This window comes from Nocardia sp. NPDC006044 (assembly GCF_042871115.1).
In the GTDB taxonomy this organism is placed as follows: Bacteria; Actinomycetota; Actinomycetes; order Mycobacteriales; family Mycobacteriaceae; genus Nocardia.
The window spans coordinates 302,052-327,273 of record NZ_JBIAID010000004.1 but is presented as its reverse complement, the minus strand read 5'-3'; the positions used below and the strand labels follow the sequence as shown (position 1 = coordinate 327,273).

27 protein-coding genes are annotated in these 25,222 nt (G+C 67.4%); 11 read left to right on the top strand and 16 right to left on the bottom strand.

Annotated features, from left to right (window positions below):
- Positions 1-111: 111 nt before the first annotated feature.
- Entirely contained in the window at positions 112-690 is a 579-nt protein-coding gene (locus tag ACFYO1_RS32775) for a hypothetical protein (RefSeq protein WP_387239599.1), read from the top strand.
- Positions 691-897: 207 nt separating this feature from the next.
- The gene (locus ACFYO1_RS32770) at positions 898-1,632 is read left to right on the top strand and encodes an alpha/beta hydrolase (protein WP_387239596.1); all 735 of its coding nucleotides are present in this window, start codon (positions 898-900) and stop codon (positions 1,630-1,632) included.
- Positions 1,633-1,801: 169 nt separating this feature from the next.
- On the opposite strand, the gene ACFYO1_RS32765 is transcribed toward ACFYO1_RS32770, so the two are convergent.
- Complete coding sequence (locus ACFYO1_RS32765; RefSeq protein ID WP_387239593.1) at positions 1,802-3,046, bottom strand: MFS transporter; 1,245 nt, start codon at positions 3,044-3,046, stop codon at positions 1,802-1,804.
- 128 nt (positions 3,047-3,174) lie between these two features.
- Here ACFYO1_RS32765 and ACFYO1_RS32760 point away from each other — a divergent pair, with 128 nt between their 5' ends.
- Positions 3,175-4,065 (top strand): LysR family transcriptional regulator, encoded by an 891-nt coding sequence (locus ACFYO1_RS32760; protein WP_387239590.1) that lies wholly within the window; start codon positions 3,175-3,177, stop codon positions 4,063-4,065.
- A gap of 26 nt (positions 4,066-4,091) precedes the next feature.
- Here the strand turns inward: ACFYO1_RS32760 and ACFYO1_RS32755 are convergent, their stop codons facing one another.
- The 9 genes from ACFYO1_RS32755 to ACFYO1_RS32715 all read right to left on the bottom strand — a co-directional run bounded on the left by ACFYO1_RS32755 (position 4,092) and on the right by ACFYO1_RS32715 (position 12,398).
- Positions 4,092-4,922 carry a GntR family transcriptional regulator gene (locus tag ACFYO1_RS32755; RefSeq protein WP_387239587.1) on the bottom strand — a complete coding sequence of 277 codons (831 nt, stop codon included), beginning with the start codon at positions 4,920-4,922 and terminating at the stop codon, positions 4,092-4,094.
- A complete protein-coding gene (locus ACFYO1_RS32750; RefSeq protein WP_387239584.1) occupies positions 4,919-6,358 on the bottom strand; it encodes an MFS transporter in 1,440 nt (479 codons plus the stop codon). Before ACFYO1_RS32750 ends, ACFYO1_RS32755 begins: the two co-directional genes overlap by 4 nt.
- Positions 6,355-7,575 (bottom strand): kynureninase, encoded by a 1,221-nt coding sequence (locus ACFYO1_RS32745; protein WP_387239581.1) that lies wholly within the window; start codon positions 7,573-7,575, stop codon positions 6,355-6,357. Before ACFYO1_RS32745 ends, ACFYO1_RS32750 begins: the two co-directional genes overlap by 4 nt.
- Before the next feature lie 3 nt (positions 7,576-7,578).
- Complete coding sequence (locus ACFYO1_RS32740) at positions 7,579-8,004, bottom strand: ester cyclase (RefSeq protein WP_387239578.1); 426 nt, start codon at positions 8,002-8,004, stop codon at positions 7,579-7,581.
- On the bottom strand, positions 8,001-8,414 hold the full coding sequence (speD, locus tag ACFYO1_RS32735) for an adenosylmethionine decarboxylase (protein ID WP_387239574.1): 414 nt from the start codon (positions 8,412-8,414) through the stop codon (positions 8,001-8,003). Before speD ends, ACFYO1_RS32740 begins: the two co-directional genes overlap by 4 nt.
- Entirely contained in the window at positions 8,411-9,196 is a 786-nt protein-coding gene (locus tag ACFYO1_RS32730) for a 2OG-Fe dioxygenase family protein (RefSeq protein ID WP_387239571.1), read from the bottom strand. Before ACFYO1_RS32730 ends, speD begins: the two co-directional genes overlap by 4 nt.
- A 50-nt stretch (positions 9,197-9,246) precedes the next feature.
- A complete protein-coding gene (locus tag ACFYO1_RS32725; protein WP_387239568.1) occupies positions 9,247-10,641 on the bottom strand; it encodes a glutamine synthetase family protein in 1,395 nt (464 codons plus the stop codon).
- 382 nt (positions 10,642-11,023) lie between these two features.
- A complete protein-coding gene (locus ACFYO1_RS32720) occupies positions 11,024-11,440 on the bottom strand; it encodes a DoxX family protein (RefSeq protein WP_387239565.1) in 417 nt (138 codons plus the stop codon).
- Between the two features lie 43 nt (positions 11,441-11,483).
- Positions 11,484-12,398, bottom strand: a complete 915-nt coding sequence (locus ACFYO1_RS32715; RefSeq protein ID WP_387239562.1) for a helix-turn-helix transcriptional regulator — start codon at positions 12,396-12,398, stop codon at positions 11,484-11,486.
- 74 nt (positions 12,399-12,472) lie between these two features.
- On the opposite strand from ACFYO1_RS32715, the gene ACFYO1_RS32710 reads away from it, so the two are divergent.
- Positions 12,473-13,150: a class I SAM-dependent methyltransferase gene (locus ACFYO1_RS32710; RefSeq protein ID WP_387239560.1), complete on the top strand. Its 678-nt coding sequence runs from the start codon at positions 12,473-12,475 to the stop codon at positions 13,148-13,150.
- Between the two features lie 33 nt (positions 13,151-13,183).
- On the opposite strand, the gene ACFYO1_RS32705 is transcribed toward ACFYO1_RS32710, so the two are convergent.
- Positions 13,184-13,690 (bottom strand): hypothetical protein, encoded by a 507-nt coding sequence (locus tag ACFYO1_RS32705; RefSeq protein ID WP_387239557.1) that lies wholly within the window; start codon positions 13,688-13,690, stop codon positions 13,184-13,186.
- A 352-nt stretch (positions 13,691-14,042) separates the two neighbouring features.
- Between ACFYO1_RS32705 and ACFYO1_RS32700 the strand changes: the two genes are divergently transcribed.
- Together ACFYO1_RS32700 and ACFYO1_RS32695 are read left to right on the top strand one after the other, a co-directional pair.
- Positions 14,043-14,642: a hemerythrin domain-containing protein gene (locus ACFYO1_RS32700; protein ID WP_387239554.1), complete on the top strand. Its 600-nt coding sequence runs from the start codon at positions 14,043-14,045 to the stop codon at positions 14,640-14,642.
- Positions 14,643-14,814: 172 nt separating this feature from the next.
- Positions 14,815-15,387, top strand: a complete 573-nt coding sequence (locus ACFYO1_RS32695; protein ID WP_387239551.1) for a DUF998 domain-containing protein — start codon at positions 14,815-14,817, stop codon at positions 15,385-15,387.
- Between the two features lie 4 nt (positions 15,388-15,391).
- Here the strand turns inward: ACFYO1_RS32695 and ACFYO1_RS32690 are convergent, their stop codons facing one another.
- Positions 15,392-16,132 carry a class I SAM-dependent methyltransferase gene (locus tag ACFYO1_RS32690; RefSeq protein ID WP_387239548.1) on the bottom strand — a complete coding sequence of 247 codons (741 nt, stop codon included), beginning with the start codon at positions 16,130-16,132 and terminating at the stop codon, positions 15,392-15,394.
- A gap of 86 nt (positions 16,133-16,218) precedes the next feature.
- On the opposite strand from ACFYO1_RS32690, the gene ACFYO1_RS32685 reads away from it, so the two are divergent.
- Positions 16,219-16,917, top strand: coding sequence for a hypothetical protein (locus tag ACFYO1_RS32685; RefSeq protein ID WP_387239545.1), 699 nt, complete (start codon positions 16,219-16,221; stop codon positions 16,915-16,917).
- On the opposite strand, the gene ACFYO1_RS32680 is transcribed toward ACFYO1_RS32685, so the two are convergent.
- Positions 16,898-17,530, bottom strand: coding sequence for a TetR/AcrR family transcriptional regulator (locus ACFYO1_RS32680; protein ID WP_387239542.1), 633 nt, complete (start codon positions 17,528-17,530; stop codon positions 16,898-16,900). The two genes, ACFYO1_RS32685 and ACFYO1_RS32680, sit on opposite strands and share 20 nt — an antisense overlap.
- Before the next feature lie 82 nt (positions 17,531-17,612).
- Here ACFYO1_RS32680 and ACFYO1_RS32675 point away from each other — a divergent pair, with 82 nt between their 5' ends.
- Entirely contained in the window at positions 17,613-18,581 is a 969-nt protein-coding gene (locus tag ACFYO1_RS32675; protein WP_387239539.1) for a zinc-binding dehydrogenase, read from the top strand.
- 164 nt (positions 18,582-18,745) lie between these two features.
- Positions 18,746-19,426: a DUF6348 family protein gene (locus tag ACFYO1_RS32670; RefSeq protein ID WP_387239536.1), complete on the top strand. Its 681-nt coding sequence runs from the start codon at positions 18,746-18,748 to the stop codon at positions 19,424-19,426.
- 152 nt (positions 19,427-19,578) lie between these two features.
- Here ACFYO1_RS32670 and ligA read toward each other — a convergent pair whose 3' ends face one another.
- A complete protein-coding gene (gene ligA, locus ACFYO1_RS32665; protein WP_387239533.1) occupies positions 19,579-21,570 on the bottom strand; it encodes an NAD-dependent DNA ligase LigA in 1,992 nt (663 codons plus the stop codon).
- 488 nt (positions 21,571-22,058) lie between these two features.
- Positions 22,059-22,997 (bottom strand): MerR family transcriptional regulator, encoded by a 939-nt coding sequence (locus tag ACFYO1_RS32660; RefSeq protein WP_387239529.1) that lies wholly within the window; start codon positions 22,995-22,997, stop codon positions 22,059-22,061.
- 81 nt (positions 22,998-23,078) lie between these two features.
- On the opposite strand from ACFYO1_RS32660, the gene ACFYO1_RS32655 reads away from it, so the two are divergent.
- Positions 23,079-23,360 carry a hypothetical protein gene (locus ACFYO1_RS32655; RefSeq protein WP_387239526.1) on the top strand — a complete coding sequence of 94 codons (282 nt, stop codon included), beginning with the start codon at positions 23,079-23,081 and terminating at the stop codon, positions 23,358-23,360.
- A gap of 12 nt (positions 23,361-23,372) precedes the next feature.
- Here ACFYO1_RS32655 and ACFYO1_RS32650 read toward each other — a convergent pair whose 3' ends face one another.
- A complete protein-coding gene (locus tag ACFYO1_RS32650) occupies positions 23,373-24,152 on the bottom strand; it encodes an NAD(P)H-dependent oxidoreductase (RefSeq protein ID WP_387239524.1) in 780 nt (259 codons plus the stop codon).
- 138 nt (positions 24,153-24,290) lie between these two features.
- Here ACFYO1_RS32650 and ACFYO1_RS32645 point away from each other — a divergent pair, with 138 nt between their 5' ends.
- Positions 24,291-25,136: a helix-turn-helix transcriptional regulator gene (locus tag ACFYO1_RS32645; protein WP_387239521.1), complete on the top strand. Its 846-nt coding sequence runs from the start codon at positions 24,291-24,293 to the stop codon at positions 25,134-25,136.
- The last annotated feature ends 86 nt before the right edge of the window (positions 25,137-25,222 follow it).

Here is a 25,222-nt window from a genome sequence, read left to right as displayed (position 1 = left end):
CATCGATCCCGTTGCAGGAGTACAGGATTTGCTCCCCCATGGACATCCGAGTCCCATATACAATGGGGCCATGACTATTTCTAGCGGAAAGGGCGTCCTTCGCCCCTGCCGGTGACCCCCGGCGAGTGGCTGGAGTCCGGCGCTGCCGATGACCGGCTCACTGTTCGCGCCAATGGGTCCGGGCCGGATTTCATCACGGCCGCCAACAAGATTCAGTTCGACGTACAAGTTCAGTTCTGCCGCCCACGCCGCTGGGCACTGGCCGGCATCTTGCCGATCTGGCGGCGCGACCGGGTCATGCCACGGGTGGACGGCGTCCCGCTTACCGATCTGATCGACAGATTCGAGATCGAGGCAGGGATGCAGCCCGCCGGTGGGGCGTACGGAGGCCTCATACCGACATACCTCGGGGACAATCAAATCGATGACCACTACCGTGGAAAGACCGCTATCGCAACGAGATCGAAGATCCCCCTGCTCGCGTGTGAGTGTGGCGAGTGGGTTTGCTGGCCGCTCCTGGCCGAGATCGTCGTAGCTGACGACGTGGTGACCTGGGACAAATTCGAACAGCCCTATCGCCCGCAGCGCGACTACAGCGCGTTCGGCCCATTCCGGTTCGACCGCAGGCAATACGACGACGCCCTCCAAGACCTGGCTGAGCCGATCAGTTCGGACATCGCAGGAGGCTGAGCGCGACCACCGGCGAGTCAGGCATGGAAGCCGTCGTTAATTCGTTGGCGGACCGCAGTGCGTGCTGCTACTTTTCTGGGGACCGGGCTGGAGAGCGAGGAGGTGGTACCTGTGCACGTTTCTACATGGGTGCTCCCCTTTGGGGCCACGGTAGGGCGATAGGTCGTCCGGGAGCGCCGTTCGAGCGCATTCCCGAAAGGCACGACCATGCAATTCATTTCAGCGCAGCGGTTCGATGACGACGTCGTCGAGCGCGAATTCACCATCGGGGAGATCTCGGGCGTCCTGTGGACGCCCGCATCCACCGCCACGCCTACCCCACTGATCCTGCTCGGCCCTCCTCCGCTCGGGCTGCGCAAGTCCTACCCGCGACTGCTGGGCAGGGCTCGGCACGCCGTGGCGGGCGGCTACTCCGCGGCCGCCATCGAGCTCCCCGGCAGCGGTGACCGCCCCCGGAACGCCATCGTCGATCAGGCCGTAGCCGACCTGCATCGGGCGCTGGCGGCCGGTGAGCCGGTCACCGACGACATCGTCGACCGGCTCATCCTTCCGCTACTCGACCCGGCAATCTCGGAATGGCGTACCACCCTGGACGCCCTCCTCGCGCTGCCCGAAATCGGCGGTCCGGTCGGGTATTCCGGCGGAGTGATCTCGATCGGCACCCGGCTGGCGGTGGTCGAGCCGCGCGTCGAGGCCGCCGTGCTGTTCGCCGGAAGTTACGTGCCTCGCACCATCTTCGAGGAGGCCCGCCGAGTCACCATTCCGCTGCACGTCCTGCTTCAGTGGGACGACGAGGGAAACGACCGGCAGATGGCCCTTGACCTGTTCGACGCTTTCGGCTCCAAGGAGAAGACGTTGCACGCAAATATGGGTGGGCACACCGGCGTCCCGCACTACGCCGGGGAAGCTGCGGACAGCTTCTTCACCCGGCACCTGAGGTGAGCCCGGTGCGTCGAATCATCTGATGCACAACCGCCCCGACCGCGACCGGCACCGCTCATCGACGGTACCGGCCGGCCGGGGCGGCGCGTTGGAGCCGGACCCTATGCATTCGGTCGAAGATGTTCCGCCCCAAGGCCGATGGCACCGAGGTCGGGGAGGACATCGGTAATCATGCTGCGGCACCGCGCATTCCGCGAGTACCCACGGCGAGACCGATCAGCAGGGCGATGAGCACGCCCGCGAAACCCGCCATCGCGATTCGGGTGTCGACGAATTGGGTGGCGACACCCATGCCGACCACCGGAACGATCAACCCCGCGTTGCCGATGAGGAACAGCCCGGCCACCGCCTCGCCGCGGTTCGCCGGACCGGCGGCACGCACGGTGCGGGCGACGCCGGATTGGATGAGAACCCCTGCCCCGGCGCCACTCACCACGCCTGCCACCAGGCACAGCAGCAGATTGCCCGACAGCATGGCGGCGACCAACGTGCCGAGCCCGACGACCGCGCCGAGCAACCCCGTCACGAGCCGGGTCGGCACCGGCAACGACATGGCGGCGTGCTGGGCGACGGGCGCGCTGGCGAACACCAGGAACACCACCCCGCCCGCCAGCACCCGAGAGGACTGGCCCAGGGTGTCGGCCAGGAAAACCGGTGCCAGCGAAGCGAATAGACCGAAGGTGCCGAACGCCGCGAAGGCACTGCCCGCCGCGACAGCCCAGCCGAGCTTGGATCCGACCACCGACACGCGCTGCGGACGGTAGGCCGGTCGCAGCGAGCGCGGCACCGACACCGTCTCCGGCACGGACCGGATCAACACCACGATCACCAGGGTCAGGAACACCGCGAACGCCGCATACGTCGTCCGCAACGGCCACGGCGCCCATTCGGCGAGCACCCCCGCAATCAGCGCACCCACCCCGAGCCCACCGATATTCGCAGCCGGAGAGGCGATTTCGAAGCGTCGCGCACTGTCTCGCGGCCGCGCGATCACGTGCAGCTCATGCAGGTACGCGGTGGCCGTCGCGGTGATCGCGCCCACCCCCAATCCACTGATCAGGCGCCCGGCGATCAGCAGCGGCAGCTGCGGCGGAAGCAGGAAAACCACGGCGGCGAGCACCTCCATGGCAAGCGCGACGGTGAGCACCCGCCTCCTGCCGATCCAGTCCGACACGTGCCCGACCGTGCACAGGCTGACGATCACGCCGACCCCGTACACGGCGAACACGATGGTGAGCGTCAACGCAGACAGACCGAGTTGCCGCGCGTAGAGCGGGTACAGCGGCGTCGGCACCGTCGAGAACGCCATCGCCGCGCAAAAGGCCACGGTCACCAACCAGAAGCCGGTGTTGTGCCGGCCCGAGTCCGGCTGTTCGGCGGACCTCTCCCGATAGGTGTGGGACACAGTCGTCATCGCATTGCACTCTTTCTGCGGAATCGCGGCGGTCCGAGCGGCCCGCCGACTCCATCGTCGAACCCGCGAAGGTTCACGTCCAACGATTCATTTTTCTTCCAGCTATCACTTTCTGAGATAGTTGGCGGATGGAGCTCAGGCATCTCGAGTACTTCGTCGCCGTCGCCGAGGAACGCAGTTTCACCAGGGCGGCCGCCCGATTGCACGTGGTGCAGTCGGCGGTCTCCGCGGCGATCAAGACGCTGGAACGCGAACTCCGCACCGACATCCTCCGGCGCACCTCCCGCGAGGTCGCCCTGACCGAGGCCGGGACCGTCCTGCTCCCCCGGGCACGCACGATCCTGGACAGCGTGCGCGAGACGATCGACGCGATCGATGGCGTTCGCGGCACGATCGGCGGCGAGATCCGGCTGGGCTTGATGGCCTCGATCCCCTGGCTCGACGTGCCGGAAGTCCTCGGCCGGATGCACGCGGAACACCCCGAGGTGCGGCTGCGGTTGAGCCACCGCGCAGGTGGCTCGCAAGAACTCGCGGCCGCCGTGGTCGCCGGGGAACTGGACCTGGCGATCCTGTCCGAGCCCGGACCGTTCGGCCGCAAGCTCCGGCTGACCGAACTGCGGTCCTTCCCGATGCGGCTGCTCGTCCCGGCCACCCACCCGCTCGCCGAAAGACGTTCCGTGCGACTGCAAGAACTGGAGGGCGAGGCCTTCGTGGACCTCGCCCAGGGCTTCGGCAGCCGGGCGGTGGTCGACCGCGCGTTCGCCGCGGCGAACTTGACCAGGACTGTTTCCATCGAACTCGGCGATGGCAGCGTCGTCGCCGACTACGTCCGGCAGGGGCTCGGCATCGCGATCCTGCCGGAGGCGTACGCCTGGACGGACGCGACGGTGCGGTCCCTCACCCTCACCGCGAGCAGCGACCTCACTTGGCGAATGTGCCTGGCCGCGCCCCGGGACCGCGAACTCGGCACTGCGGCACAGGTCTTGACCACCATGGTCCGCGACGCGCTGGAGAAGTGATCCCCCGTCACGCGGTAGATCGTCGACTACTTGCGCGAAAGGGCAACCGGGACAGCACGATCACCCTTGCGCACGCTCAGGTAGTCCCGCAACGTGTCCGCCGCGGCGGTGATGTGACGATGCAGAATCTCGATGGCCGCCACCGCGTCTCGGGCCGCGGCCGCGTCGGCGAGCGCGTGGTGGTCCGGCCGCCCGAGCGCATCGGCCCCGAGCGCGGCCAAGTGGAGCCGGATGATCTGCTCCTCCTCTTCCAGCGCCGCGCGCACCAGCTTCAGCAATCGATAGTTCGCGGCCCGACGGCAGAGCGCCATGTGGAACTCGGTATTCAGGCGTCCCACGGTGGCCGGATCGGTTTCCGATTCCATTCGACGGACGTGACCGCGGATTTCCTGGATATCGGCCTCGGTGAGATTCGGGATCGATAAGTGCAGCGCGGCGGGTTCGATGATCAGCCGGACGTCATACGTTTCCATGAGGTCGGCCGGGTCCAGCTTCACCGCGACGGCGCCCTTGCCCGCCCGCAACCGGACGAGCCCTTTTCCCTCCAGCTGAATCAAGGCTTCGCGCACCGGCATACGACTCACCCCGAAAACCTCGGCGAGCTCCTCTTGCCGCAGCGGCGTTCCCGGGAGAATGGTTCCGTTCAGAATTGCTTCCGCAAGCGTCGACTCGATTACCGACCGGGAATGGGTCTGCGGTACCGAAATGTGCCCCAGCGCAGCCATGATCGGTCTGTTTCGTGCGCTCATCCGAACGGTGCCGCCTACCTGTGCTGGAGTGTTTGCCGCGGTTGGATCCATGATCCAGTTATTTTCTAACACTCCCGGACCGAGCGGGCAACATTTCCGCATCGTCATGCGTTGTTCGTTTGTCTGCCAAAGTTATTTATGGGACGAATCATTGCCGTCGGCGCGAGCGCGGCGCAGGCGAGCGCGCCCATTACCGCGAGCGCGTACGCGAGGGACGTAGAGGCGTAGAGGCTGCCGAAGACCGCTACGCCGAGGACGAAACTGAATTGGAATGTGGTGGTGGCGATCCCCGTCGCGTCCGGCACCTGGCCCGGGCGAACGTGCGCCACGGTCAATCCGAGCAGCGGCGTGAAGCAGGCGCCGTAGCCGAAACCGGCCGCCGCCAGCAGCATTACGGCCGACGCGGTATGCGGGCCGGCACCACGCTCACTCGCGCCGAGCAGGATCAGGCTGCCGCCGAGCATCCCGAGGCCCGCGATCGCGAGGGCGAGATGGCGCCGGTGCGGCACCAGCGATCCCGGCGCGGAGCCGATACCGAACCCGATCGCGAAGGGCACCAGCGCGATTCCCGCCGCGGCGGCGCTGCGCCCGTGATGGTCCTGGAGGTCGGCAGCCACGCAGAACAGCACCCCGGTGTAGGTCGTCCCCGACAGCAGCAGAGCGATCAGCCCGGGCCGCATACCGGGCACCGCCATGATGCGCAGATCGAGCAGCGGAGCACCGTTGCGCCGCAGTTGTTTCCGCTGCCAGGCGAGGAACACCGCGAGCACCGCGCCGCCCAGGCTCGCGACCGCCCAGCCCGGCCAGGTCCACCCGGTGTCCGGGCCGAGCGCGAGCGCGCCGGTGATCGAGGCCGCGCCGACGGTCAGCAGACCGACGCCGGCCAGGTCGAGTTGCCGTGGGGAGACCGCGATCTCGGGCAGCAGCCGGGCGGCCCCGGCCAGCACGGCGATACCCACCGGCAGATTGAGCAAAAAGACGATCCGCCAACCGAGTCCGAAGATATCGAGGCTGATCAACGCGCCGCCCAAGGCGAGTCCCGCGGTGGCGCCGAAGGAGATCATCGCACCATAGGCGGCCAGGGCGCGGGTCCGCGCGGTACCGATGAAGTCCGCCTGGATGAACGAAATCGCCTGGGGCACGGCCATGGCCGCTCCCGCACCCTGGACGGCGCGGGCACCGATCAGCACGATGGCGTTGGGCGCCAGGCCGATCGCGACGGAACTCACCGTGAACACGGTGATCCCGATCAGGAACAGGCGTCGCCTGCCGCGGTCGGAGCCCAGTCGCGCGCCGGTGATCAGCAGGCTCGCGTACATCAGCGTGTACGCCGCGACCGCGAGCGCGGCGGTGCCCGACGCGATCCGCAGATCCTGCTGAATCGAGGGCGCGGCGATATTGCCGACCGTGGTGTCCATCGAAGCCATGAACTGGCCGGTCAACACGACCGCGAGCGCCAGCCAGCGCCGCCGGGAACCGGCAGGTGCCGCGACTCCCCCGGTCGGCGGCGCGGCCGTTCGGGTCCGCTCCGGCGGCGCCGTCACGGCCGCGGGGCGGCGTCGGCGGTCTCCTCGGCTAGTAGTTGTTCCATCGCGGCGACACAGTCGAAGACGTCGACGTGCCGGATGTAGAGCGGTGCCAGGCCGAACCGCAGCAGGTCCGGCGGGCGCAGCTCGAGCTGGAAACCGCGAGCCGCCAAGCCTTTCGCGAGGCGCTCGGCCGATTCGCTGTGCAAGGACACATGGCTACCGCGCTGCGCGCTGTCGACGGGTCCGGTCACCGCGACACCGTAGCCCGCCAGCCGGGCCGAGGCCAAAGCGATGAACTCCTCGCTGAGCGCAACCGATTTGGCGCGCACCGCCGCCGGGTCGGCTCCGGCGGTGAGCGTGACGCCCTCGTCCAAGGCGAGCAGGCTCAGCAGTGGCGGGCAGCCGGTGGTCAATCGCGCGACGCCCGGATCCGGTTGATAGCCGGCCGTGAAGTCGAACGGCCGGGTATGCCCCAGCCAGCCGGTGACGGGCTGTTCGAAGCGCGGCAGCAGCCGCTGGGCGACATACATGTACCCGGGCGCGCCGGGTCCGCCGTTGAGGTATTTATATCCGCAACCGACCGCCAGATCGGTACCGTCGGCGTCCAATTCGAGTGGAACGACGCCCGCGCTGTGCGAAAGATCCCACAGCACAAGCGCTCCGGCCTCGTGTGCCCGCTCGTTGATCCGGCGCATCGGGAGTAGTTGGGCGGTGCGGTAATCGACGTGGCTGAGCGTGACCACCGCGACATCCGAGTCGATCCGATCGATGATCTCGTCCTGCGGAACCCGGCGCACCGTCGCCTGCCGGTGGACATAGCGCGTGACACCGTCGGCGATGTACAGGTCGCTCGGGAAGTTGTCACGGTCGGTGAGGATCACCGACCGCCCGCTCCCGGACTGCGATTCCACAGCGCCGCACAGCAATTTGAACAGGTTGACCGAGGTGGACTCGCCCACCACGACCTGGCCCGGAGCCGCGCCGATGATGCCGCCGATGCGGTCGCCGGTCAGGGTCGGGAGTTGCAACCACTGATGGTCCCACCAGCCGGCGTTCATATCGTCGCGCCACCGCCGCATGGCCTCGTCGAGTCGCTCAGCGGTCCCGCGCGGCGGCGGCCCCAGCGAATTGCCATTGAAGAATACGCGGTCGTCGGGCAAATCGAACTGTGCCCGGATATCCCGCAGCGGATCGACGGCGTCGAGCTGTTCGAAGTATCGGCGCTGCTCCATGTGCTACTCCGCTATTTGCTGCATCAGACCGAACATGTCTTCGTTGTGCCACCACTCCGCGAGCCGGTTGTCCGCGTCGAAGCGCATGATGTCGATACCGGACAGCGACACCGGACGCCCGGTCCCGGCAATTCCCGACAGCACGCCCGTGTGCGTTCCCGACGAGTTGTATCGGGCCACGAGTTTGTCGCCGTCGACGAGCACCTCCTCGATATCGAAGGTGAGGTCGGGAAAGGCTTGATGCCAGTCGATCGCCATGGCGACATGCCCCTCCTTGGTATTCGGGAAGTCGTCGATCGGGCGATGGTCGAAGAAATTGTCGGACAGGATCCGGCTGCCCGCCGGGTCGCCTTTGTTCCAGAGCTCACCGATCCAGATGTCCACGTACACATGTCGCATGATTTCGCGGCGACTCCCGGTCTCGGTCATGATGTCTCCTTCGAATACCGGCCGTCGGCCGTGAATGCCGAACGACCACGTTTCAACCATTGCACGGTGACCCGTTTCGGCCGAAAGTTGTTTTCCAGCACCGGAATCGCCACTTCCGGATCGGTGCTGCCGCAGGTGAAAATGTCCACGGCGGCGAAGTCGTGCTCCGGCCAGCTGTGAATGCTGATATGCGACTCCGCGAGCACCGCGATCCCGGTCACGCCGCCGGCGCCACCGAAATGGTGCACGTAGACGTACAGCAGCGTGGCATTCGTGGCGCGGACACATTCGCGCAGCACCCGCTCGGTCAGCGCGGGATCGTCGAGGCGGCTCGCCCCGATGAGGTCTACGAGCAGATGGGTCCCCGCCGCCCGCAGCTGTGCGGTGGGAACGGTCGCCATTTCGGTCATCGGGCCTGCTCGGCGGCCACCGGCCGGTCGGAGCCGGAGTCGACCGGCAGCGGGTTCAGCGAGAAGCCGCAGACGTCGCGGCTGGCGAAGGTGGCATCGCCCGCCACGGTCACCGGGGTCACGTCGTGCAGGCAGCGCGGGTCCTCGAACACCACCGTGTCGATCGGCGTCTCCAATTCGAGCTTGCGGTACACCACGCGATCCAGATCGGCGAACAGGCTGCGCCCGCCCGCGACGTCCACTCGATTGATCAAGGAAATCGAGGTAAAGGCGTGCCCGTCGTGGTGCATACCCTCCGGTGCCGGATATCCCGGCTTGTTCGGCAAAGCCACGATCCGGATCAGATGCACTCCGATTTCCCAGTGCCGGGACGCACGCACACGCTCCGGCGGAAGCACCGCGAGGACATCCCACATCAGCTGATGCAGGAAGGGGTTGTCCGTCGTCCGTTCGGCCAGCGGCTCGAATTTCCGCTCGAAGCCGCCTGCGTACGGATTGACCGTCTCCTCCTGATAGAAGGCTCGATGCTCCAACTGCTCGATCCGATGCTCGGCCGTGTCCACCGAGAAAAGACTGAACCGCCGTTTCCGGAAGGAATACTCCGTTTGCAGCCAGCGGTCGTCGGCGAGATCATCGAAATCCACGGTCAGCTCGGCCAATCCGGCGACGATATCCGGCGAGAGATCCGCGGTCGAGCGGCCGGGAAGCATGACCACCGGATCGTCGGCGAAGCGGTCGGCAGGCAGCGGACCGAAGAGTTCGGTCTGAATTGATGACGTCATCGCAATCCTCTTCTATGTTCGCCACTCGGTGTCGATACCGAGCGGACAGGTCACGACACGTAGTCGAGATAGAAGTCGAAATCCCACTCGCTGGTCGTGGCCAGAAATCGTTCCCATTCGTCGCGCTTGTGCGCGGTGTAGACGCGGTACATGTCGCCGGGCAATGCCGCGCGCAACACCTCGTCCCGGTCCAATGCCGTCAGCGCCGCACCGAGATTCATCGGCAGGGTCGGTTGCGGATCCGGGGTGCTGTCGTAGCTGTTGGCGCTCGACGGTGGACCCGGGTCCAGGTTGTTCACCAGACCGTCGTCCATCGCGGCGAGCAGGCCCGCGGCCATCAGGTACGGATTGACCATCGAATCGGCCGTGCGATATTCGACCCGGTCGGGCGCCGATACCCGGACCGCGGACGTCCGGTTCTGGAAACCCCAGCCCGCGGTGAGCGGCGCCCAGAACCCGGTGTCCCACAGGCGGCGGTAGGAGTGCACCGTCGAGGCGGCGAGTGCGGTGAGCGCGGGCAGATGGGTGACCACCCCGCCGACCATGCGTTGACCGATGTCGTTGAGCTGCAACGGATTCGAACCCACGGCTCGGTCGCCGACGAGTAGATTCACCCCACCGGTGCGATAGCGGCGCACGCCGGGCACGGTGGTCTCGGTTTCCCTCGCGATCGTCTCGTCGTCGCCACCGCGCCAGAGCGACAGGTTGTGATGGCAACCCGACGCCGACAGGCCGGGGAACGGTTTGGTCATGAAGCACGCGATCACGCCGAATTCCCGCGCCACCTGACGGCAGATCTGCCGATAGGTGATGAGCCGGTCGGCGTTGCGCAGCGGGTCGTCGAACCGGAAATTCAGCTCGAGCTGGCCGGGTGCGTCCTCGTGATCGCCCTGGATCATCTCCAGCCCCAGTGCCTGGCCGTAGGTCAGCACGCGCATGCTGATGTCGCGCAGTTCCTCGAGTTGATCAACGTGGTAGCAGTACGGTTTCGACACGCCGACCAACTCGTTGCCGGCGTTGCGGCGCAGCCACATCATCTCCGGTTCGGTGCCGACCCGCAGGTGTGTGCCGTGCCGCTCGGCGAACGCCGCGTGCTGCCGGGCCAGGTTGCCGCGGCAGTCCGAAGACAGTGCGGCGCCGGGGTTTTCGGCCTCCTCACGGTTGCGGAACAGCCGGGCGAACACCCGCGCGACCCGGCCGTCCCAGGGCAGTTGGGCGAAGGTCTCCGGCTCCGGTATCGCGATCAGCTCCGACGCCTCCGGGCCGTAGCCGAGGTAGCGGCCGCGCCGGTCGGTGGCGACATTGGCCACCGCCCCGTACACCATCTGCACGCCGCGGGTCGCCAGGTCCTCCCATCGGGAGGCGGGCATGCCTTTGCCGACGACGCGGCCGGTGACCGACACGAATTGCACATAGATGTATTGAATGTCGAGCTTGTCGATCAACTTTCGAACGTCGTTGGTTGCGTCACTACGGCCCGGTTCGGACAGAAAGGCGTCGATGTCCACAGGTTCCCCCCTTCGGTCACGCCTCAACGCAGTGTTCAACGTCGGGACGGGGGTGGTCGGATTACCCTGCACACCAAGCTATTTCTAGATTGGATCCAGGATCCAATTGATTTTTACACTTGCCATTCGGTTCCGCAAGGTTTCACTCCCGCCTATCGCGCCCGCTCGTGCCAGTGTTATTCAGGGGTTGCCGGGTGTTGCCGGATCATGTTATGGCCGAGCGGTATTCACCACGCCGTGCTGCGGCGGCCGGGATAGGCACGGACAGTGCGGCCATGCGGTCGCCGGGCGAATATCGCTCACCCACAGGAATATTCGGCTACGACCACTGCCCCGGTCGGAGCAGGTCCATCCACTGAGCGGGCCAGGTGGCGAGAACGATCACGACCATGATGATCAGATGCACGGGCGCCGCGAAACTTTCCTTGGCGCCGTGATGGTTGACGATGTGCGTGACCACGGCGCCGGTCAACACCAGGATCAGCACCGCGGCGCCGAGGAATCGCGCCTCGTGGTACGGAATCGCCAGCAGCAGAGCGCAAACGCCCTCGATCCCGCCGACGACGAACCGGAACCAGCTGGGCCAGCCCCAGTCCGCGAACTTGATCGAGTACGCGGGCCCGAAAAACGTTGGTCCAGGCCAGAATTTGGTCACCGCGCCCATCATGAATTCGAAGGCGAGGAACCAGAGAAAACCGGTCGCGACCCATCCGGGCCAGGTGTGCGCGATTGTCATGCCACCATGACCGTTTCCCGGGCCCAAAGGTGACAGGACGGGTTCAACTGGCGGCCGGCCGGGCGTCGACACGAGGCGGGGCCGGCGGTTCGGCGCGGCCGGGCACGTGCCGGCCGCGCCAGTGCCGCGGCGCCATGCCGTGGGCGCGGCGGAACACGCGGGCGAAGTAGCCGGGGTCGGGTAGGCCCACGCTACGAGCGATCTCGGCGATGGGCAGGTCGGTGTCGGCGAGCAGGGCGCGGGCCTCGGCCATGCGGCGTTCGATGATCCAATCCTGAACGGTGCGGCCGGTTCGGCGGCGCACCACGGTTGTCAGGTGCCCCGGCGTCATGCTGACGGTGCGAGCTACGTCGCGCAGCGATAGGGACTGGTCGTAGCGCTGTTCGATGATGTCGAACACCGCGGCCAGCATGGGCTCGTGGCTGCGGCGCAGATCGCCGACGACGTCATCGGCCAGGCGGGCGACGTCGATGAGCAGCACCGTCAGATGTGCTTGCGCCGCTTGCCGATAGCCGAACCCGCGTCGGGTCAACTCCTGGTCGATCGCCGTGATCGTGTCCTGCCACAGTCCGCGGCGCGCCGCGGGCGCCCGCAGCCGCAGCATCCCGCCCGCGGCGCCGTGGACGAACGGGAACAACAGCGGGTGGGTGCGCCAGGCGGGCCACGGTCCGCGTCCGTCGTCGCCCAGCGCTGCGGGGTCGAAGAACACCGCGAACGCCTCGTCGACGGCACCCACCGCGGTGCGGTCGACCACGTGGCCGATGGCCACCACGTAGATCTCGCCGGTTCGAGGCAGATACAGCAGCGCCGGGAAATCGTGAATATGCGGACCGACGCCGCCGGCCAGTTCGTGGGCGGTCAACCGCCACACCGACACCGGTGGAATCGCCGGATCGTTCCGGTAGCCGTGTACCGGCACGCCGGACTGGTAACGCACCGGCCGGGAAGCCTCGGGCATGACACCGAAGATAGTCCTACTTCGGCCGACAATCTGCCCAGTATGTCGGTGAGCTGGGTTTGATCATGGGACTCATGACCGAACATCCTCCGCATGACCGCACCCGAGCCGTCGCCGAACGACACCACTACCGGCCCGCCGCAGGGCTGCAAGCACTGCTGCCGAGCTTCGACCTGATCTCACGACTGTTCGGCACCCCGAAGATGCACGACCGGCTCATCACGCAGGCCGACCTTCGCGACGATCATCGCGTATTGGAAATCGGTTGCGGTACCGGCAATCTCACCATCAAGGCCAAGCGGGCCGCACCCGGCGCGGACATCGTCGGCTCCGATCCAGACCCCCGCGCGCTGGCCCGCGCACAGCGAAAAGCGAAGGAGTCGACCGGAATCCGCTTCGAGATCGGCTACTCCCAGGAGTTGCCCTACGGCGACGGCGAATTCGATCGGGTGCTTTCGGCATTGATGCTGCACCACCTGGACTACGACGTGAAGGCGGCGACCGCCGCCGAAGCCTGGCGCGTGCTACGGCCCGGCGGCCGACTGCACATCCTCGACGTGGGCGGCACCTTGACCGAGGGTGACGGCTTCGCGCCCCAGCGGAAGTTGCTGGAACGCATGCTCCCCGACAACATCGGCGATACCATCCCGCGCCTCCTCCGCTCCGCGGGCTTCACCTGCGAGGAGGTCGCTTCCCAACCCCACCGCTTCGTCGGCCGAGTTACCTACTATCGCGCCACCCGCCCCCACTGAGCACGCGCCCGGCCCGGGCATGTGCTGCCCGGCTCAGCGCGGCAGCATGGGGGTCGGGCTCGGCTCGGCGACGGTCACCAGCACGACGACGTCCGCATAGGGTGCGTCACCGTGACCGAGGCGATGAGCGAAGCGCGCCACGGGGATTCGCCACCGATACTTCGCGGCGATCTCCGACTCCACGTGCGGCAGTAGCGATCCCGCGGTCACCAACTGGGCCTGGCCTTGCCGCTGGTGCGAGCCGAGTGCGGGGTTGCCCCGCCGGTCGCCGGGCTGAACCAGCACCCGCCCGTCCCGCGCCAGCTCCTCGGCTTCCGCGGACTGCGACGACACGCGAAAGGCGAGCTGGGTGTCGCCGATCGGAATGACCAGTCGCGGCACCGCGGTCAACTGCCGCGGACCGCTGACCCGGGTCACCAGAACAGTTTTGGCCGCACGCCACACATTCCCCGCGGCCGGAACATTCCGTACCGGCTGTAACCGGGCGGCAGGTCGCGCGACCTGCCCCTCGGGGGTGAGATCGACGAGAGTATCTGTCATTGCGTACGTTCCTTTCCCCTGAGCAATCCACCGATCGATCGGCATCGGGTTCCCGGCAACGCAGGCGGGCCCTTATTTACCAGCTCTACCCCAAACCTCCTCCGCGAACCACGTTCTGTCACTTCGGTCACACGCCACACCGAAGTCTGTGCGCCGGAACCGATGACCGTGGATCCACCAGGCCGGACCGGAGCCCGCACACGCCTGGCGACGACTCACAGAACCGATGACATCACTGCCGATCCGCGTCGCACGAGGGAGCAACTCATATCGGTGCGCTATCGTCGGTTCCCTGAGGTCGGCGCGCGAACGACAGCGTTCAGAACTGACGGCGCAACATCAGGGAGGAACTGTGGACATTGCCGAGCTGATTCTCGACGACCACCACGAACAGCGCCGCCTGTTCGCGATCCTGGAGCAGATCGATCGCGCCGACACCGAGGTGCTGTCCGCGATCTGGGCCAGGCTGGCGTCCTTCCTGGAGCTGCACGCGCTCGCCGAGGAGGAGATCTTCTACCCCGCCCTGCTCCAGGTAGGTATCGCGGCGCGGCGCAAGGACAGGGTGGAGGACGAGACCCTCGATGCCATCCACGACCACAACGAGATCCGCGACGCGGTCGCCGAGGTGGCGCGTCATCAGGTCGGCACCGACGAGTGGTTCGCCGCCGTCGCCGCCGCGAACCTGGCCAACAGCGATCACATGGCCGAGGAGGAACGCGAGGGCCTCACCGACTTCCGCCGCCTGGCCGGGCTGCCGCGCCGCCATCAGCTGGCCGTCGCGTTCGCCGCCTTCGAGGCGCGCAACTACGCCGGCGTCCGGCCCGTGGATCAGGATCCCGCCGATTACGTCCGCGCGGCGGAAGCGGAAGTCCCGGCGCCCGCCGAGGAACCCGAGGACGTCCAGCCGCCCGCGAACGGATCGCTCAGCGTCGGCAGCCTGAAGCGGAACTGACCGGCTCAGTCTCACCGGCGCGCGTGGCGCCTGCGGGCCGGGGTCGTCCGGTGCCGATACCCTGACCTGCGGTGGCGCAGCGGCCTCGACGGGATTGGGGTAATGGTTGAGCAATTCACGGATCGCTTCGATTGCGGGTTTGGCGTGGGTGTCGACCGTGCAGTATTTCGTCGTGTTGGTCGTGGTCCAATCGCGGTGGACGACGCCATACAGTTGGACGCGCAATGCGATCAGCGATCTGGGGGCGGAGACCTGTTTCCAGAGTGAGCACGTCGATACCTGGGTGTGCTCGCCGTGGCATGTCCTCGCGAATGTCTCCTGGATTCTCAGCGGGCTGTGCCTGACCGCGGGCGCGCTGCTGGCGGCGCGGATCTTCGGGCGGCGTTGGCCGGCGCGCGCGGGCTTCGCGCTGTATGCCGCAGCCGGAATCGGGCTGGTGATGGTCGGTTTCAATCCGGAGGACACCAGGATCGCCCCGCACACCATCGGTGCGATCGTCGCCATCGCGGGCGGCGCGGTCGCGGTCGTGCTCACCGCGGTGGCCATGATCTCCGACGGGCGAACGCCGGCCCTCGGCAGGATCGGAATCGCGTTGGGGGTCATCGCCATTGCCGGTTTCGTCGCGACGATGGCCAAGGTCGGCGGCGCGGAGATGTTCGGGTTGTGGGAGCGTCTCGCGGCATTCCCGGTGCTGATCTGGGCCATCATGCACGGCGTCGCCATGCTCACTCGACCGGCAGTATAGGCTCTCAGGATTCTTCGACGGCCTCCAGGACGAAGAAAAGGAAGCTCAAAAATGCTCCGGATGGGGACTTTCCGACCAGGTCGGGAAAGAGTTCGCGGGCACCAGGGGCGGGAGGCGGTTCGCTGATGACGGACGTGCGAAACCCGGCTGCCACGAAGGCGTCGGTCATCGCGTGCAGGGGGCGATGCCAGTAGGTGAGAACGGCCTGCCTGCCATCGAAGGTGTATTCCTCGGAGTGCTTGGTGGTCGCGAAATAATCGGCGGCGGGGTAGATCAACTTGTAGATGAACGGGTGATTGACGGAGATGATCAGTCGGCCACCGGGTTTCAGCACGCGGCGCAGCTCGGCCAGCGGCGCGGTCCAGTCCTCCAGGTAGTGCAGGACCAGGGACGCGATGACGTCGTCGAACTCACCGTCGGGAAACGGCAGCGGGCTGCCGATGGCGGCGACGTGCAGAGCCGCGTCCGCGCCGAGTCGCTGCCGGGCCAGCCGCACCATCTCGGCGCTGGCATCGAAACCGGTCACGACGGCGCCTCGGTCGCGCAGCGCGGCGAAGATGGGGCCGGAGCCGCAGCCCGCGTCGAGGATCCGCCGGCCGGTCACCTCTCCGGCCAGCTCCACGATCGCGGGCCGCGCGTAATAGCCGTTGAACAGGTTGGTTTCGGTCTCGGCCGTGTACGCCTCGGCGAAGCTGTCGTAGTCGTTTTCCAGAGCGGCGGCAGACTTCTCGGGAATGGCGGTCATGGTTGCCATCCTGCCGACCGGCCGCCCGGGACGCCAACAGTCCGGTCTGTCATTTCCCCGCGGAGGCAACCCTGCATGATGGGCGCATGCTCCCTACCGACCACCTGGCCCAGGCAGACCGTCGCCCAGCTGTGATCGACACTCCCCTCGGCACCATCGGCTTCTCCGTCACCCTCGGATCCGACGTGCTGGCGACCGAACCGGATGCCCTGTGGCGCTTGCCGAACGGCTCGCACCTGCACCAGTGGCGGCATCGGGACGCGGCGGTCGATCTGCTGATCGGCAGCATCGACGTACCGGCCTGGGACGGCGGCGCACCGGTCCCGGTCTGGGCCGGAATCTGGCAGGTGCAGTCGCGAGCCAAGCTGCCCCGGCTGGTCATCTCGGCCGAGCTGACCGACATTCCGGGCAATGCCTATGGCGGCCGCGATCCCGGCGAATGCCTCGCGGCGGTGAGCATCGAGAACGAGGACTTCATGGTCTCGATCGGCGGCCCGGATTCCGAGTTGCTCGCCATGCAGGCCGCCGACGGCCGGCTGATGCCGACCAGCTGGGCCCGCCTGCTGCCGAGCAGTGACGACGAAACCGCCGAATACGGTGTGCGCTACCGCGATCCGGCCCGGATCGGCTGGCACCTGCCCGGCCTCAACACCACACAGGTGGCCCGGCTGTGCATCGCGGCCGCCTGGTGTCCGCACGACAACGAGCGACCCGCGGCCTGGTACGCGGTCGACATTCCGCTCGATACCGCCTACCACCACCTCATCAGCGATCCGGCCAGGTAAACGGCAGCAGCCGGGGCACCGGCGGTAGCGGTGAGGACTCGGATGATGTGCGGAACGCCTGGATCATCAGTGCGGCGAAGCGTCGCGAGGCCGCGGTGCGGGCTGCCGGTGTCGCCGCTCGAATGCCGCTGTTGGCCATGATCAGGAGGAGGAAGTCGTCCAGCCCGACGTCGGGCCGCAGGTGGCCGGTGTCCTTGGCGCGGCGGATCAGTTCGGCCGCGCCGGTCAGGGACGACGCGCGGATCGTGGCGAAGTCCATCGCGTGCGGAAAGGCGGACATGAACGCCGCCGGGAAACCTCGGTCCCGGGCTTGCAACTCGCAGAGCCGCTCGACCACCACGCACAGACCGTGCCATGGGTCGGGGTCGGCGAGCCCTTCGTTCACGATGGTCTCGCAGGCGCGCATCTGGTCGGTGAACGCCTCGGTGACCAGCAGCTCCTTGGTCGGGAAATGCCGGTAGAGGGTGGCGGGGCCGACCTCGGCGCGGCGAGCGATCGCCCGCATCGGCACGTCCAGACCCTCGGCGACGAATACCGCACGGGCCGCGTCGAGGATGCGTTCGCGGTTGTCCTGTGCGTCGGAGCGCAGGGTGTGAGACAAACGAGGGGTCACCGCTCTCACTTTAACTAAACGGACGGGGGTGTCCGTTACGGTCCGATGGTCGGCTCAGATCGAACAGGAAACGGAGATATCAGTGAAGGCAGTACAGGTCCGAACGTTTGGCGGGCCCGAGGTTCTCGCGGTCGTAGACCTTCCCGATCCGGCCCCTGGCGCCGGGCAGGTGCTGATCGCCACGGAGGGGATCGGTGTGGGCGGTGTGGATGTGCTGCGCCGCAACGGCACGCTGGCCGCGTTCGGCGAGACCGCCGGTCACGTCCTCGGCAGCGAGATCGCGGGGCGGGTGACCGGGGTCGGCGACGGGGTCGACACCGCGTGGGTCGGTCGGCGGGTATGGGCGCTGACCGACGGGACCGGTGGGTACGCCGAACAGGCCGTCGTCGCGGAGACGGCGCTCGTCCCGCTACCGGAGGGCCTGTCCGCCGTCGACGCGGTGACGCTCGGCAGTTCCGGCATGGTGGCCCATTTCGCTTTGCGCCACGCGCATTTCGCCGCCGGCGAGTCGGTGCTGGTGCGCGGTGCGGCAGGCGGAATCGGCGTCATGGCGGTGCAACTCGCCGTTCTTGGCGGCGCCTCGGCGGTGGCGGTGACGACGTCGTCGGCCGAGCGTGGCGATCGGCTGCGCAAGCTCGGCGCGACGCACGTGCTCGACCGCGCCGGCTCGGGCGACGGGGACGCCCCGGCGGGCTACGACATCATCGTCGACATCGTCGCAGGCGCCCACCTGTCGTCCTTCTTCACCAAGCTCCTGCCGAACGGGCGGATGGTGGTAGTCGGCGCGATGGCCGGATTCCCGCCGCCGGACTTCGCCATGCCGATGATCGCCGCCTTCCGAAAGTCCCTGTCGTTCATCACCTTCAGCGCCGACACCGTGCCCGCCCCCGATCAACGCGCAGGCACCGCCGAAGTATTCGCCGCCGCCAGCCGCGGTGAGCTGGAAGCGGTAGTGCACGAGGTATTGCCGTTAGAGGAGGCGGTGCAGGCCCACCAAAAGATGGAATCGGCCGAGGTCTTCGGCCGGATTGCGCTCACTACCTCGTCGTGACCGATTGCCCCCCAGCCTCTCTGACGCAAGTCAGCCGAGCCAGGCTCAATCACCGGCAAAGTAGGTACCGGCAGTGGTCCTGCCGCAGTGGCGACCGGAGGTCGCCGCATTCAGCGGTCGATGGAGTGCCCTCGCGCGTGAAACACTCTCTTACACTTGATCGTATGGCTTCCACGGCTGACGGCTTGCGGTACCAGGTTTCACGCGCGATCGCGCGTGAAATGGCTCAGCTGTACGGCGAGTGGGAAGTTACGGAGGGCGGCGTAACGGGTCCAGGCGGCACCGCCGTGGTGGTCGAAGCGGGGCACATCGAGGGAAAGCCGGAGGTCGTGCGGATCGGGTTCGTCATGGAACGCGAGCGGCCGGATTCCGAAATGATCTGGGACCACGTGCACGGTATCGGCAGTTCGGTGGAGGAGGCCCTCGACCGGGCGGCCATGACATGGGCGCAAACCACCGGGGCGACGATTATCGAACTGTTCCTACGGCGCAACGAGTTCGGCGCGCACTATGGCCCCGATCATCCGAACGGGTTGCCAGGGCATCACGTGGTTCATGGTCCGGCGATAGCCTGGGGTCTCGTCAACGACGACGCCCTTCAACAGTGGCTGATGGACAATTCGGTCTTGCCCGCTCTCGCCCTGACGATCGCGCCGGCGATCAACCGGCCGAACTGGAACGGGATCAGGCTGCTCTTCGGTGGAGTTGCCGGTGACGAGATCTCTGAGGTCCAGGTCAACGAAGAGGTCGTGCCCGCAGCCGGCCAGGCGCTCGCGGGACTGAACTGGCCTCGACTGTCCCGGCCGGTGTTCGCCCGTGCGTTCCTGCTCGCCCACCCGGTGTAGGCCATGCAGTTCGGCACGACAGCCCGTCTGGATGGGGCAAATCCAGACCACCTTCGATCGGCTCGGCGACAGCTGGCTCCATATATAGCTGCGGGTCGCACACCTAACGGCCGACACCGATATCGCGAATTGTCACCGCACGGCCACTCGGGCTAGACGATGTTGGCGGCGATCAGGAGGGTCCAGATTTCGCCTTGATCGATGACCTCGACGCCGAGCTTCTCCGCCTTGGTCAGCTTGCTGTCGCCGACTCCGGCGCCGGTGATCAGCAGGTCGGTGTTCGCGGAGACAGAGGAGGCGGCTGTCGCGCCTGCCTTTTCGCACAGGCGCTGGAAGGTGGGGCGGGCGACCTTCTCGCCGGAGCGCGGGTCGCTGATCGCGCCGGTGATCACCACGGTCTTGCCGGCCAGGGGCGCGCCGGCCGCGACGACCGGCGGCAGGTCTTCGGCGCGCACGTCCAGGGAGACGCCCGCCGCGCGCAGCCGCTCCAGTTCCGGGCGCAGGCGAGTGAGGTGCGCGATCAGCGAGGCGGCCACCTTCGCGCCGATATCGTCGACCGCGACGAGTCGCTCCTCCCCCGCGTCGGCGACCTCTTCGAGCGAAGCGAATCCCGCGCGGGCCAGGCGAGCGGCGGTTCCGTCGGAGGCCATCGGGATCGCCAGGCCGATCAGCGCGCGGCGCAGGCCGACCTGACGGCTGGCATCGATCGACTCGATCATGCGGGTGGCGGAGACCTCGCCGATGCGGTCGAACTCGAGCAGGCGTTCCTTGGTCAGCGTGTAGAAGTCCGAGGGATTCTCCAGAATGCCCGCCTCGGCGAGGCGTTCGATCCACACGCCACCGATGGCATCGATGTCGGCCGCCGATCGCGACGCCCAGTGGATCAGCCTGCGCACCGTCTGGGCCGGGCAGGAAACGTTGGTGCAGAACAGTTCCCGGCTGTTGCCCTGCTCGGTCACCGGCTGCCCACAGGACGGGCAGACGGTGGGCGAGACGATCTCGCGCTCCGCACCCGTGCGCTTGGCGGCATCGAGTACGCCCGCCACGAACGGGATCACGTCGCCGGCGCGGCGCACCAGCACGGTGTCACCGACCTTGATGTCGCGCGCCTTGATCACCTCTTGGTTGGCCAGCGTCGCCTTCGTGACCGTGGTGCCGCCGACGAACACCGGCTCCAGCCAGGCGACCGGCACGATCTTGCCCGTCTTGCCGACATCCCAGATCACCTCGCGCAGCAGCGTGGTCTTCTCCTCGGCGGCGAACTTGAACGCCAGCGCACCGCGTGGGGAGTTCGACCGGGTTCCGGCCGCCGCGTAGGCGTCTCGGTCGGCGAGGCGCAGCACCGCGCCGTCGAGGTCGTAGTCCAGATCGTTGCGACCCTGTTCGATCGCGGTGATCGCCGCCTGCGCCTGCTCGGCGTCGGCGCAGTGCCGCATCTGCGCGCCCGCGATCCCGAGCGCCCGCAGCCCCTCTTCCAGATCGTCGGCAGCCGCGTCGCCGGCGGCGTCCAAGTCGAATCCGAAGAACTGCAGGCGCCGCTCGGCGACCGTGGCCGGATCCTTCGCCCGCAGCGTGCCCGCCGCGGCATTGCGCGGATTGATCAGCGGCTTGTCCGGATGCGCCGTGTTGTAGGCGGCGAAGGTGGACCGCAGCATCACCGCCTCGCCACGCACCTCCACCCGGCCCGGGACGTCGATCCGTTCCGGGACGCCATCGACCAGCGCGCGAACCAGCATGGTCACGTCATCGCCGGTGGTGCCGTCACCCCGGGTCACGGCGCGCGCCAACCGCCCGTCCTCGAAAACCAGGGACAGCGACAGCCCGTCGAGTTTCGGCATCACCACCACCGATTGGCCGGGGAAGCGGTTGAAGAACGCCTCGACCTGCTCCGGCTTGGTCGCCTTCTCCAGCGACAGCATCGGCCGCGCATGCCGGATCGGCGCGTGCAGCACAGCGGGCGCGCCGACCTGCTCCAGCGGATTCGGATCCGGCGCGAGTTCCGGATGCGCCTCGATCAAACCGCGCAGCTCGTCCTCGATCGCGTCGTAGTCCGCGTCGGCGACCAACGGCGAGCCCTGGTAGTAGGCGTCGCGCAGCGCCACGATGCGCTCCGCGAGCTCTTGGATACGTTCCCCTGTTTCCACAGCACCAGACGCTACCGATACCCACCGACACGTGCGACGAGGATCGGCAGGTCGGTGTGGCGGAGGGTGCGTGAGCAGCCACCCTCGTCCTCGGCGCGATGCGAAATCAGGCCGCCGTGCGGTGACAGACGGGAAGCGGTCCGCCGACCCCGGGGCCAGGCTCGAGGGGTCGGCACCTGGCGGGCGATACCCGAGATCGGCGGACCCGCGCGATGACCGGCCGTGCCAACCCACAGCGGCAACGGAGGGCAGTCCGTGCAGCCGATCACCTGCCTCTAGACATTAGGCAGCAGCAAATGATCGGGCCTATCCCCCGATGAGCTGATCTTTCCGGCCGATCGGCGGAACGTGCCCTGCGCCGCCGGCGAGGAGATCTGCCGCCAAGACCTCCTCCCCCGCATCGGCACCCGCTGGGATTTCCCGATGCGACCGGCTTCGGCTACACATTTCCACGCGGCCCGCGACCCAGCAGGCGAGTATCACGCGATTCAATCACCCGGGTGGGCGCGCAATGCGGCGGTGAGCCAGGTGAATACCGGTGCCAGGTCCGGCATTTCGGGCCAGCCGTTGATCGCCGAGACCAGACGCCAATAACGTTCCACGCGAGGATCATTGGCTATTTCGAGCCGCTCGACCATCCAATCGCGCAAGCGCGCGTCGTCGAGCCTTCCGAACGTAGCGGCATAGCGCGCACTCAACGCGTCGACAACCTTTGCGGCCGAGACAGATTCGGCATCGACCCCGTCGGCGATAGCCTTACCGACCTGGGCGCGAACGGCTTCGGTCAGCTCGTGATGCAAGCCGGTGGTGTCACCGTCGGCCCGCTCTCGCGCCTGATACTCGGCCATCGCGCGCACCGCCGCACGGAAGTCGTTGTCCTGCACCAACTCCACGAGTTCCATCCAGGCCGTGATCTGCTCGGTCGTCGGATCGTCCGGCAGCTCGGGCATGGTGGTGCGCACCAGCTCCACCATGGCCGGGTTCGCGTCCACGCCGCCGTACGCCGCGTCGGCGAAATCGTTGATCAGCCGGCGCCGTTCGGCCTCCGACATGCGCATCAGGTTGTGCATCAGGTCCATCTCCGTTCGCTGGGAACCCCGTTCGGCCACCGCGCGCAGTACCGCGCGCCGCGTGCGCAAGATCCGGATCTGCACGTCGAGTGCGTCGGCGTGCGCCGACGCGACGGCGGTCACCGACATCTCGTTGGCCAGCACCCGCGCCACCGTGGGCAGGTCGATGCCCAGTTCACGCAGTGTGCGGACCAGTTCCAGTCGTGCTGCGGCGTCGGCGTCGTAGAGCCGGTATCCGCCGGGGCTGTACTCGGTCGGCGGCACGATCCCCTTGTCGGAGTAGAACCGAATCGTTTTGACCGTCAACCCGGTCCGTTCGGCCAGAGCCCCGATCGTCAAGAGCGTGTCGTCGTCCATTACCCAACTCTCCGGCCTCCCCTAGATGGAGACACAAGCCCGATTGTGCCGAGCGGGCCGGGCATGCACGACGATGGGGATGTGAACGCTCCCCTACCCGGACCGATTTTCGACGTGATCGCCGTGCTGAACGGCGTGGTGGACCTGCGCGCGTATCCACGCCGCAACCTGGTCCTGAGCTCGCCGCAAACCAGTGGTTTCGTGCTCGGCGCCGACGGCTATCAGCGTGCGATCTTCGAACCGGTCGTCCATCTGGTCAACGGCATCGAACTGCTCGAATCACAGGGCTGGGAACTCGTCACCGTGCTCGAACGAAACATCCAGAACGTCTACTACACCATGGCGTTCATGCGCCGGACGTGACGCGACAGCCGGTCAGCCGCGCACATGCAGTCCGAAACCGTTGCGTCCCAGGGGCTCCAGCCCGTCCTTCAACTGCAACGAAGGGATCTCGTAGTCACCGAAGTTCTGCCGGCGGAACGCGATCGGCTCGGTCGATTCCAGCGTGCGCAGGCGCTGCTCCCAGGCCTTGGCGATGTCCGGATACTCCTCGTCGGTGGTCCGGTCGGTGCCGTACAGCACGAACGGCGGTAGCACCTCGATGCCGGGGTAGTACAGGATGCCGTGCTGGATCGGGAACAGCAGATCGTCGATGGGACCGTTGATTCCCCGTGCCGCGTAATGCGATTCCGGGCCGCCGACGGTCACCGACAGCAGCGCCTTCCGGCCCGCGAGGGTGCCTTCGCCGAAGCGTTCGCCGTACTTGGTGGCGCTGTGCTCGCCGACGCCGTAGGCGAAGTGAAAGGTGAAAACCCGGTCCACCCATCCTTTCAACATCGCGGGCATCGAATACCACCACAGCGGGAACTGGAAGATGATCATGTCGGCCCACAGCAGTTTCGCCTGCTCGGTCCGGACGTCCGGGGTGAGCGCTCCGGCGTCGAAGGCCCGGCCCGAGTCGCGGGCGACCCGCAGCGGGCTCGACGCGTGCGGACCGTAGTCCGCGGCGTCCACGACTGCCTTCCAGTTCATCGCGTACAGATCGCTCACCTGTACCTCATGGCCGGCGGTCCGCAAGGTGGACACCGCAAGGTCTTTCAACGAGCTGTTGAGCGACTTCGGCTCCGGGTGGGCGTAGACGATCAGCGTCTTCATGGGAACTCCTTCGGATCGGATGCTTTCGATCCTGGGCGCCGCGCTGCCCGGCGTTCAGGGGCGCCGCTTCCATCGGACCGGACTTCCTGGTATCAGCAGGACCACCTTCACGCGCACCACCCCGGCAATACTGAAGGCATGGACGATCTCGCAGGCTTCCTCCGGACCCGGCGTGCGCGCGTGGACCCGGCGTCCGTCGACATCCCCATCGACGGATATCGCCGGGTGGCCGGTCTGCGCCGCGAAGAGGTCGCGCATCTTTCCGGGGTCAGCGTCGATTACTACGTGCGCCTCGAACAAGGCCGCGCGACTCAGCCCTCCGAGCAGGTCCTCGACGCGCTGGCCCGCGTGCTCGGCCTGGACGAAACCGAACACCAGCACCTCTACCGGCTCGCCAGGCAACGCCGCCGCCGGGCGAAGACACCGGGCGGGCGGGTCCGGCCGGAACTGCTGCGCGTCCTGGACCTGGTCGTCGACGCACCCGCGCTGATCATGGATCACCGCCTGGACGTGCTCGCCGGGAACCGCCTCGCCGGTCTCCTGTTCAGCCGCCCGTTGCCCGGCTTGAACACCGCCCGGCACATCTTCCTCGAGGAGGACCAGCGCGGCCTCTACGCGGACTGGGAGACCTGCACCCTCGACGTGGTCGGGCACTTGCGCCTGGCCGCGGGTAAATACCCCGAGGACCCGCGCCTGGCCTCGCTCATCGGCGAGCTGGCCATGGGCAGCGAGCGCTTCCGCCGGCTCTGGGCCCGCGCCGACGTGTGTGCCCGCACCCACGGACGCAAGGCCTATCGCCATCCGCTCGTCGGACTCCTGGAGTTGCATCAGGAGAACTTCGCCCTGCCGGACGAGTCGGGTAGGGAACTGATCGTGCTGTCCGCCGCACCCGGCAGCCCGGCCGCGGACGGGTTGCGCCTGCTCGCCGGCCTGGGCGCGGACCGCGACGACGCGCGCATCCGGCCCGCGGGCAAGCCGACCTGACCCGCCCGAGCGGTTGCGTACCCGACCCCGGCGGGGTCGCGCTCGGCAGCCCATTCGTATGACGCTGATCTCGCCGGTTATCGTTG

Coding starts and splice junctions, on each gene's coding strand:
- ACFYO1_RS32670 (WP_387239536.1), top strand. CDS start 18,746: ATGGCTTCCACGGCTGACGGCTTGCGGTACCAGGTTTCACGCGCGATC.
- ACFYO1_RS32660 (WP_387239529.1), bottom strand. CDS start 22,997: ATGGACGACGACACGCTCTTGACGATCGGGGCTCTGGCCGAACGGACC.
- ACFYO1_RS32745 (WP_387239581.1), bottom strand. CDS start 7,575: ATGGAGCAGCGCCGATACTTCGAACAGCTCGACGCCGTCGATCCGCTG.
- ACFYO1_RS32730 (WP_387239571.1), bottom strand. CDS start 9,196: ATGACGTCATCAATTCAGACCGAACTCTTCGGTCCGCTGCCTGCCGAC.
- ACFYO1_RS32760 (WP_387239590.1), top strand. CDS start 3,175: ATGGAGCTCAGGCATCTCGAGTACTTCGTCGCCGTCGCCGAGGAACGC.
- ACFYO1_RS32720 (WP_387239565.1), bottom strand. CDS start 11,440: ATGACAATCGCGCACACCTGGCCCGGATGGGTCGCGACCGGTTTTCTC.
- ACFYO1_RS32650 (WP_387239524.1), bottom strand. CDS start 24,152: ATGAAGACGCTGATCGTCTACGCCCACCCGGAGCCGAAGTCGCTCAAC.
- ACFYO1_RS32770 (WP_387239596.1), top strand. CDS start 898: ATGCAATTCATTTCAGCGCAGCGGTTCGATGACGACGTCGTCGAGCGC.
- ACFYO1_RS32755 (WP_387239587.1), bottom strand. CDS start 4,922: ATGACGATGCGGAAATGTTGCCCGCTCGGTCCGGGAGTGTTAGAAAAT.
- ACFYO1_RS32705 (WP_387239557.1), bottom strand. CDS start 13,690: ATGACAGATACTCTCGTCGATCTCACCCCCGAGGGGCAGGTCGCGCGA.
- ACFYO1_RS32645 (WP_387239521.1), top strand. CDS start 24,291: ATGGACGATCTCGCAGGCTTCCTCCGGACCCGGCGTGCGCGCGTGGAC.
- ACFYO1_RS32710 (WP_387239560.1), top strand. CDS start 12,473: ATGACCGAACATCCTCCGCATGACCGCACCCGAGCCGTCGCCGAACGA.
- ACFYO1_RS32740 (WP_387239578.1), bottom strand. CDS start 8,004: ATGACCGAGACCGGGAGTCGCCGCGAAATCATGCGACATGTGTACGTG.
- ACFYO1_RS32685 (WP_387239545.1), top strand. CDS start 16,219: ATGCTCCCTACCGACCACCTGGCCCAGGCAGACCGTCGCCCAGCTGTG.
- ACFYO1_RS32690 (WP_387239548.1), bottom strand. CDS start 16,132: ATGACCGCCATTCCCGAGAAGTCTGCCGCCGCTCTGGAAAACGACTAC.
- speD (WP_387239574.1), bottom strand. CDS start 8,414: ATGACCGAAATGGCGACCGTTCCCACCGCACAGCTGCGGGCGGCGGGG.
- ACFYO1_RS32765 (WP_387239593.1), bottom strand. CDS start 3,046: ATGACGACTGTGTCCCACACCTATCGGGAGAGGTCCGCCGAACAGCCG.
- ACFYO1_RS32715 (WP_387239562.1), bottom strand. CDS start 12,398: ATGCCCGAGGCTTCCCGGCCGGTGCGTTACCAGTCCGGCGTGCCGGTA.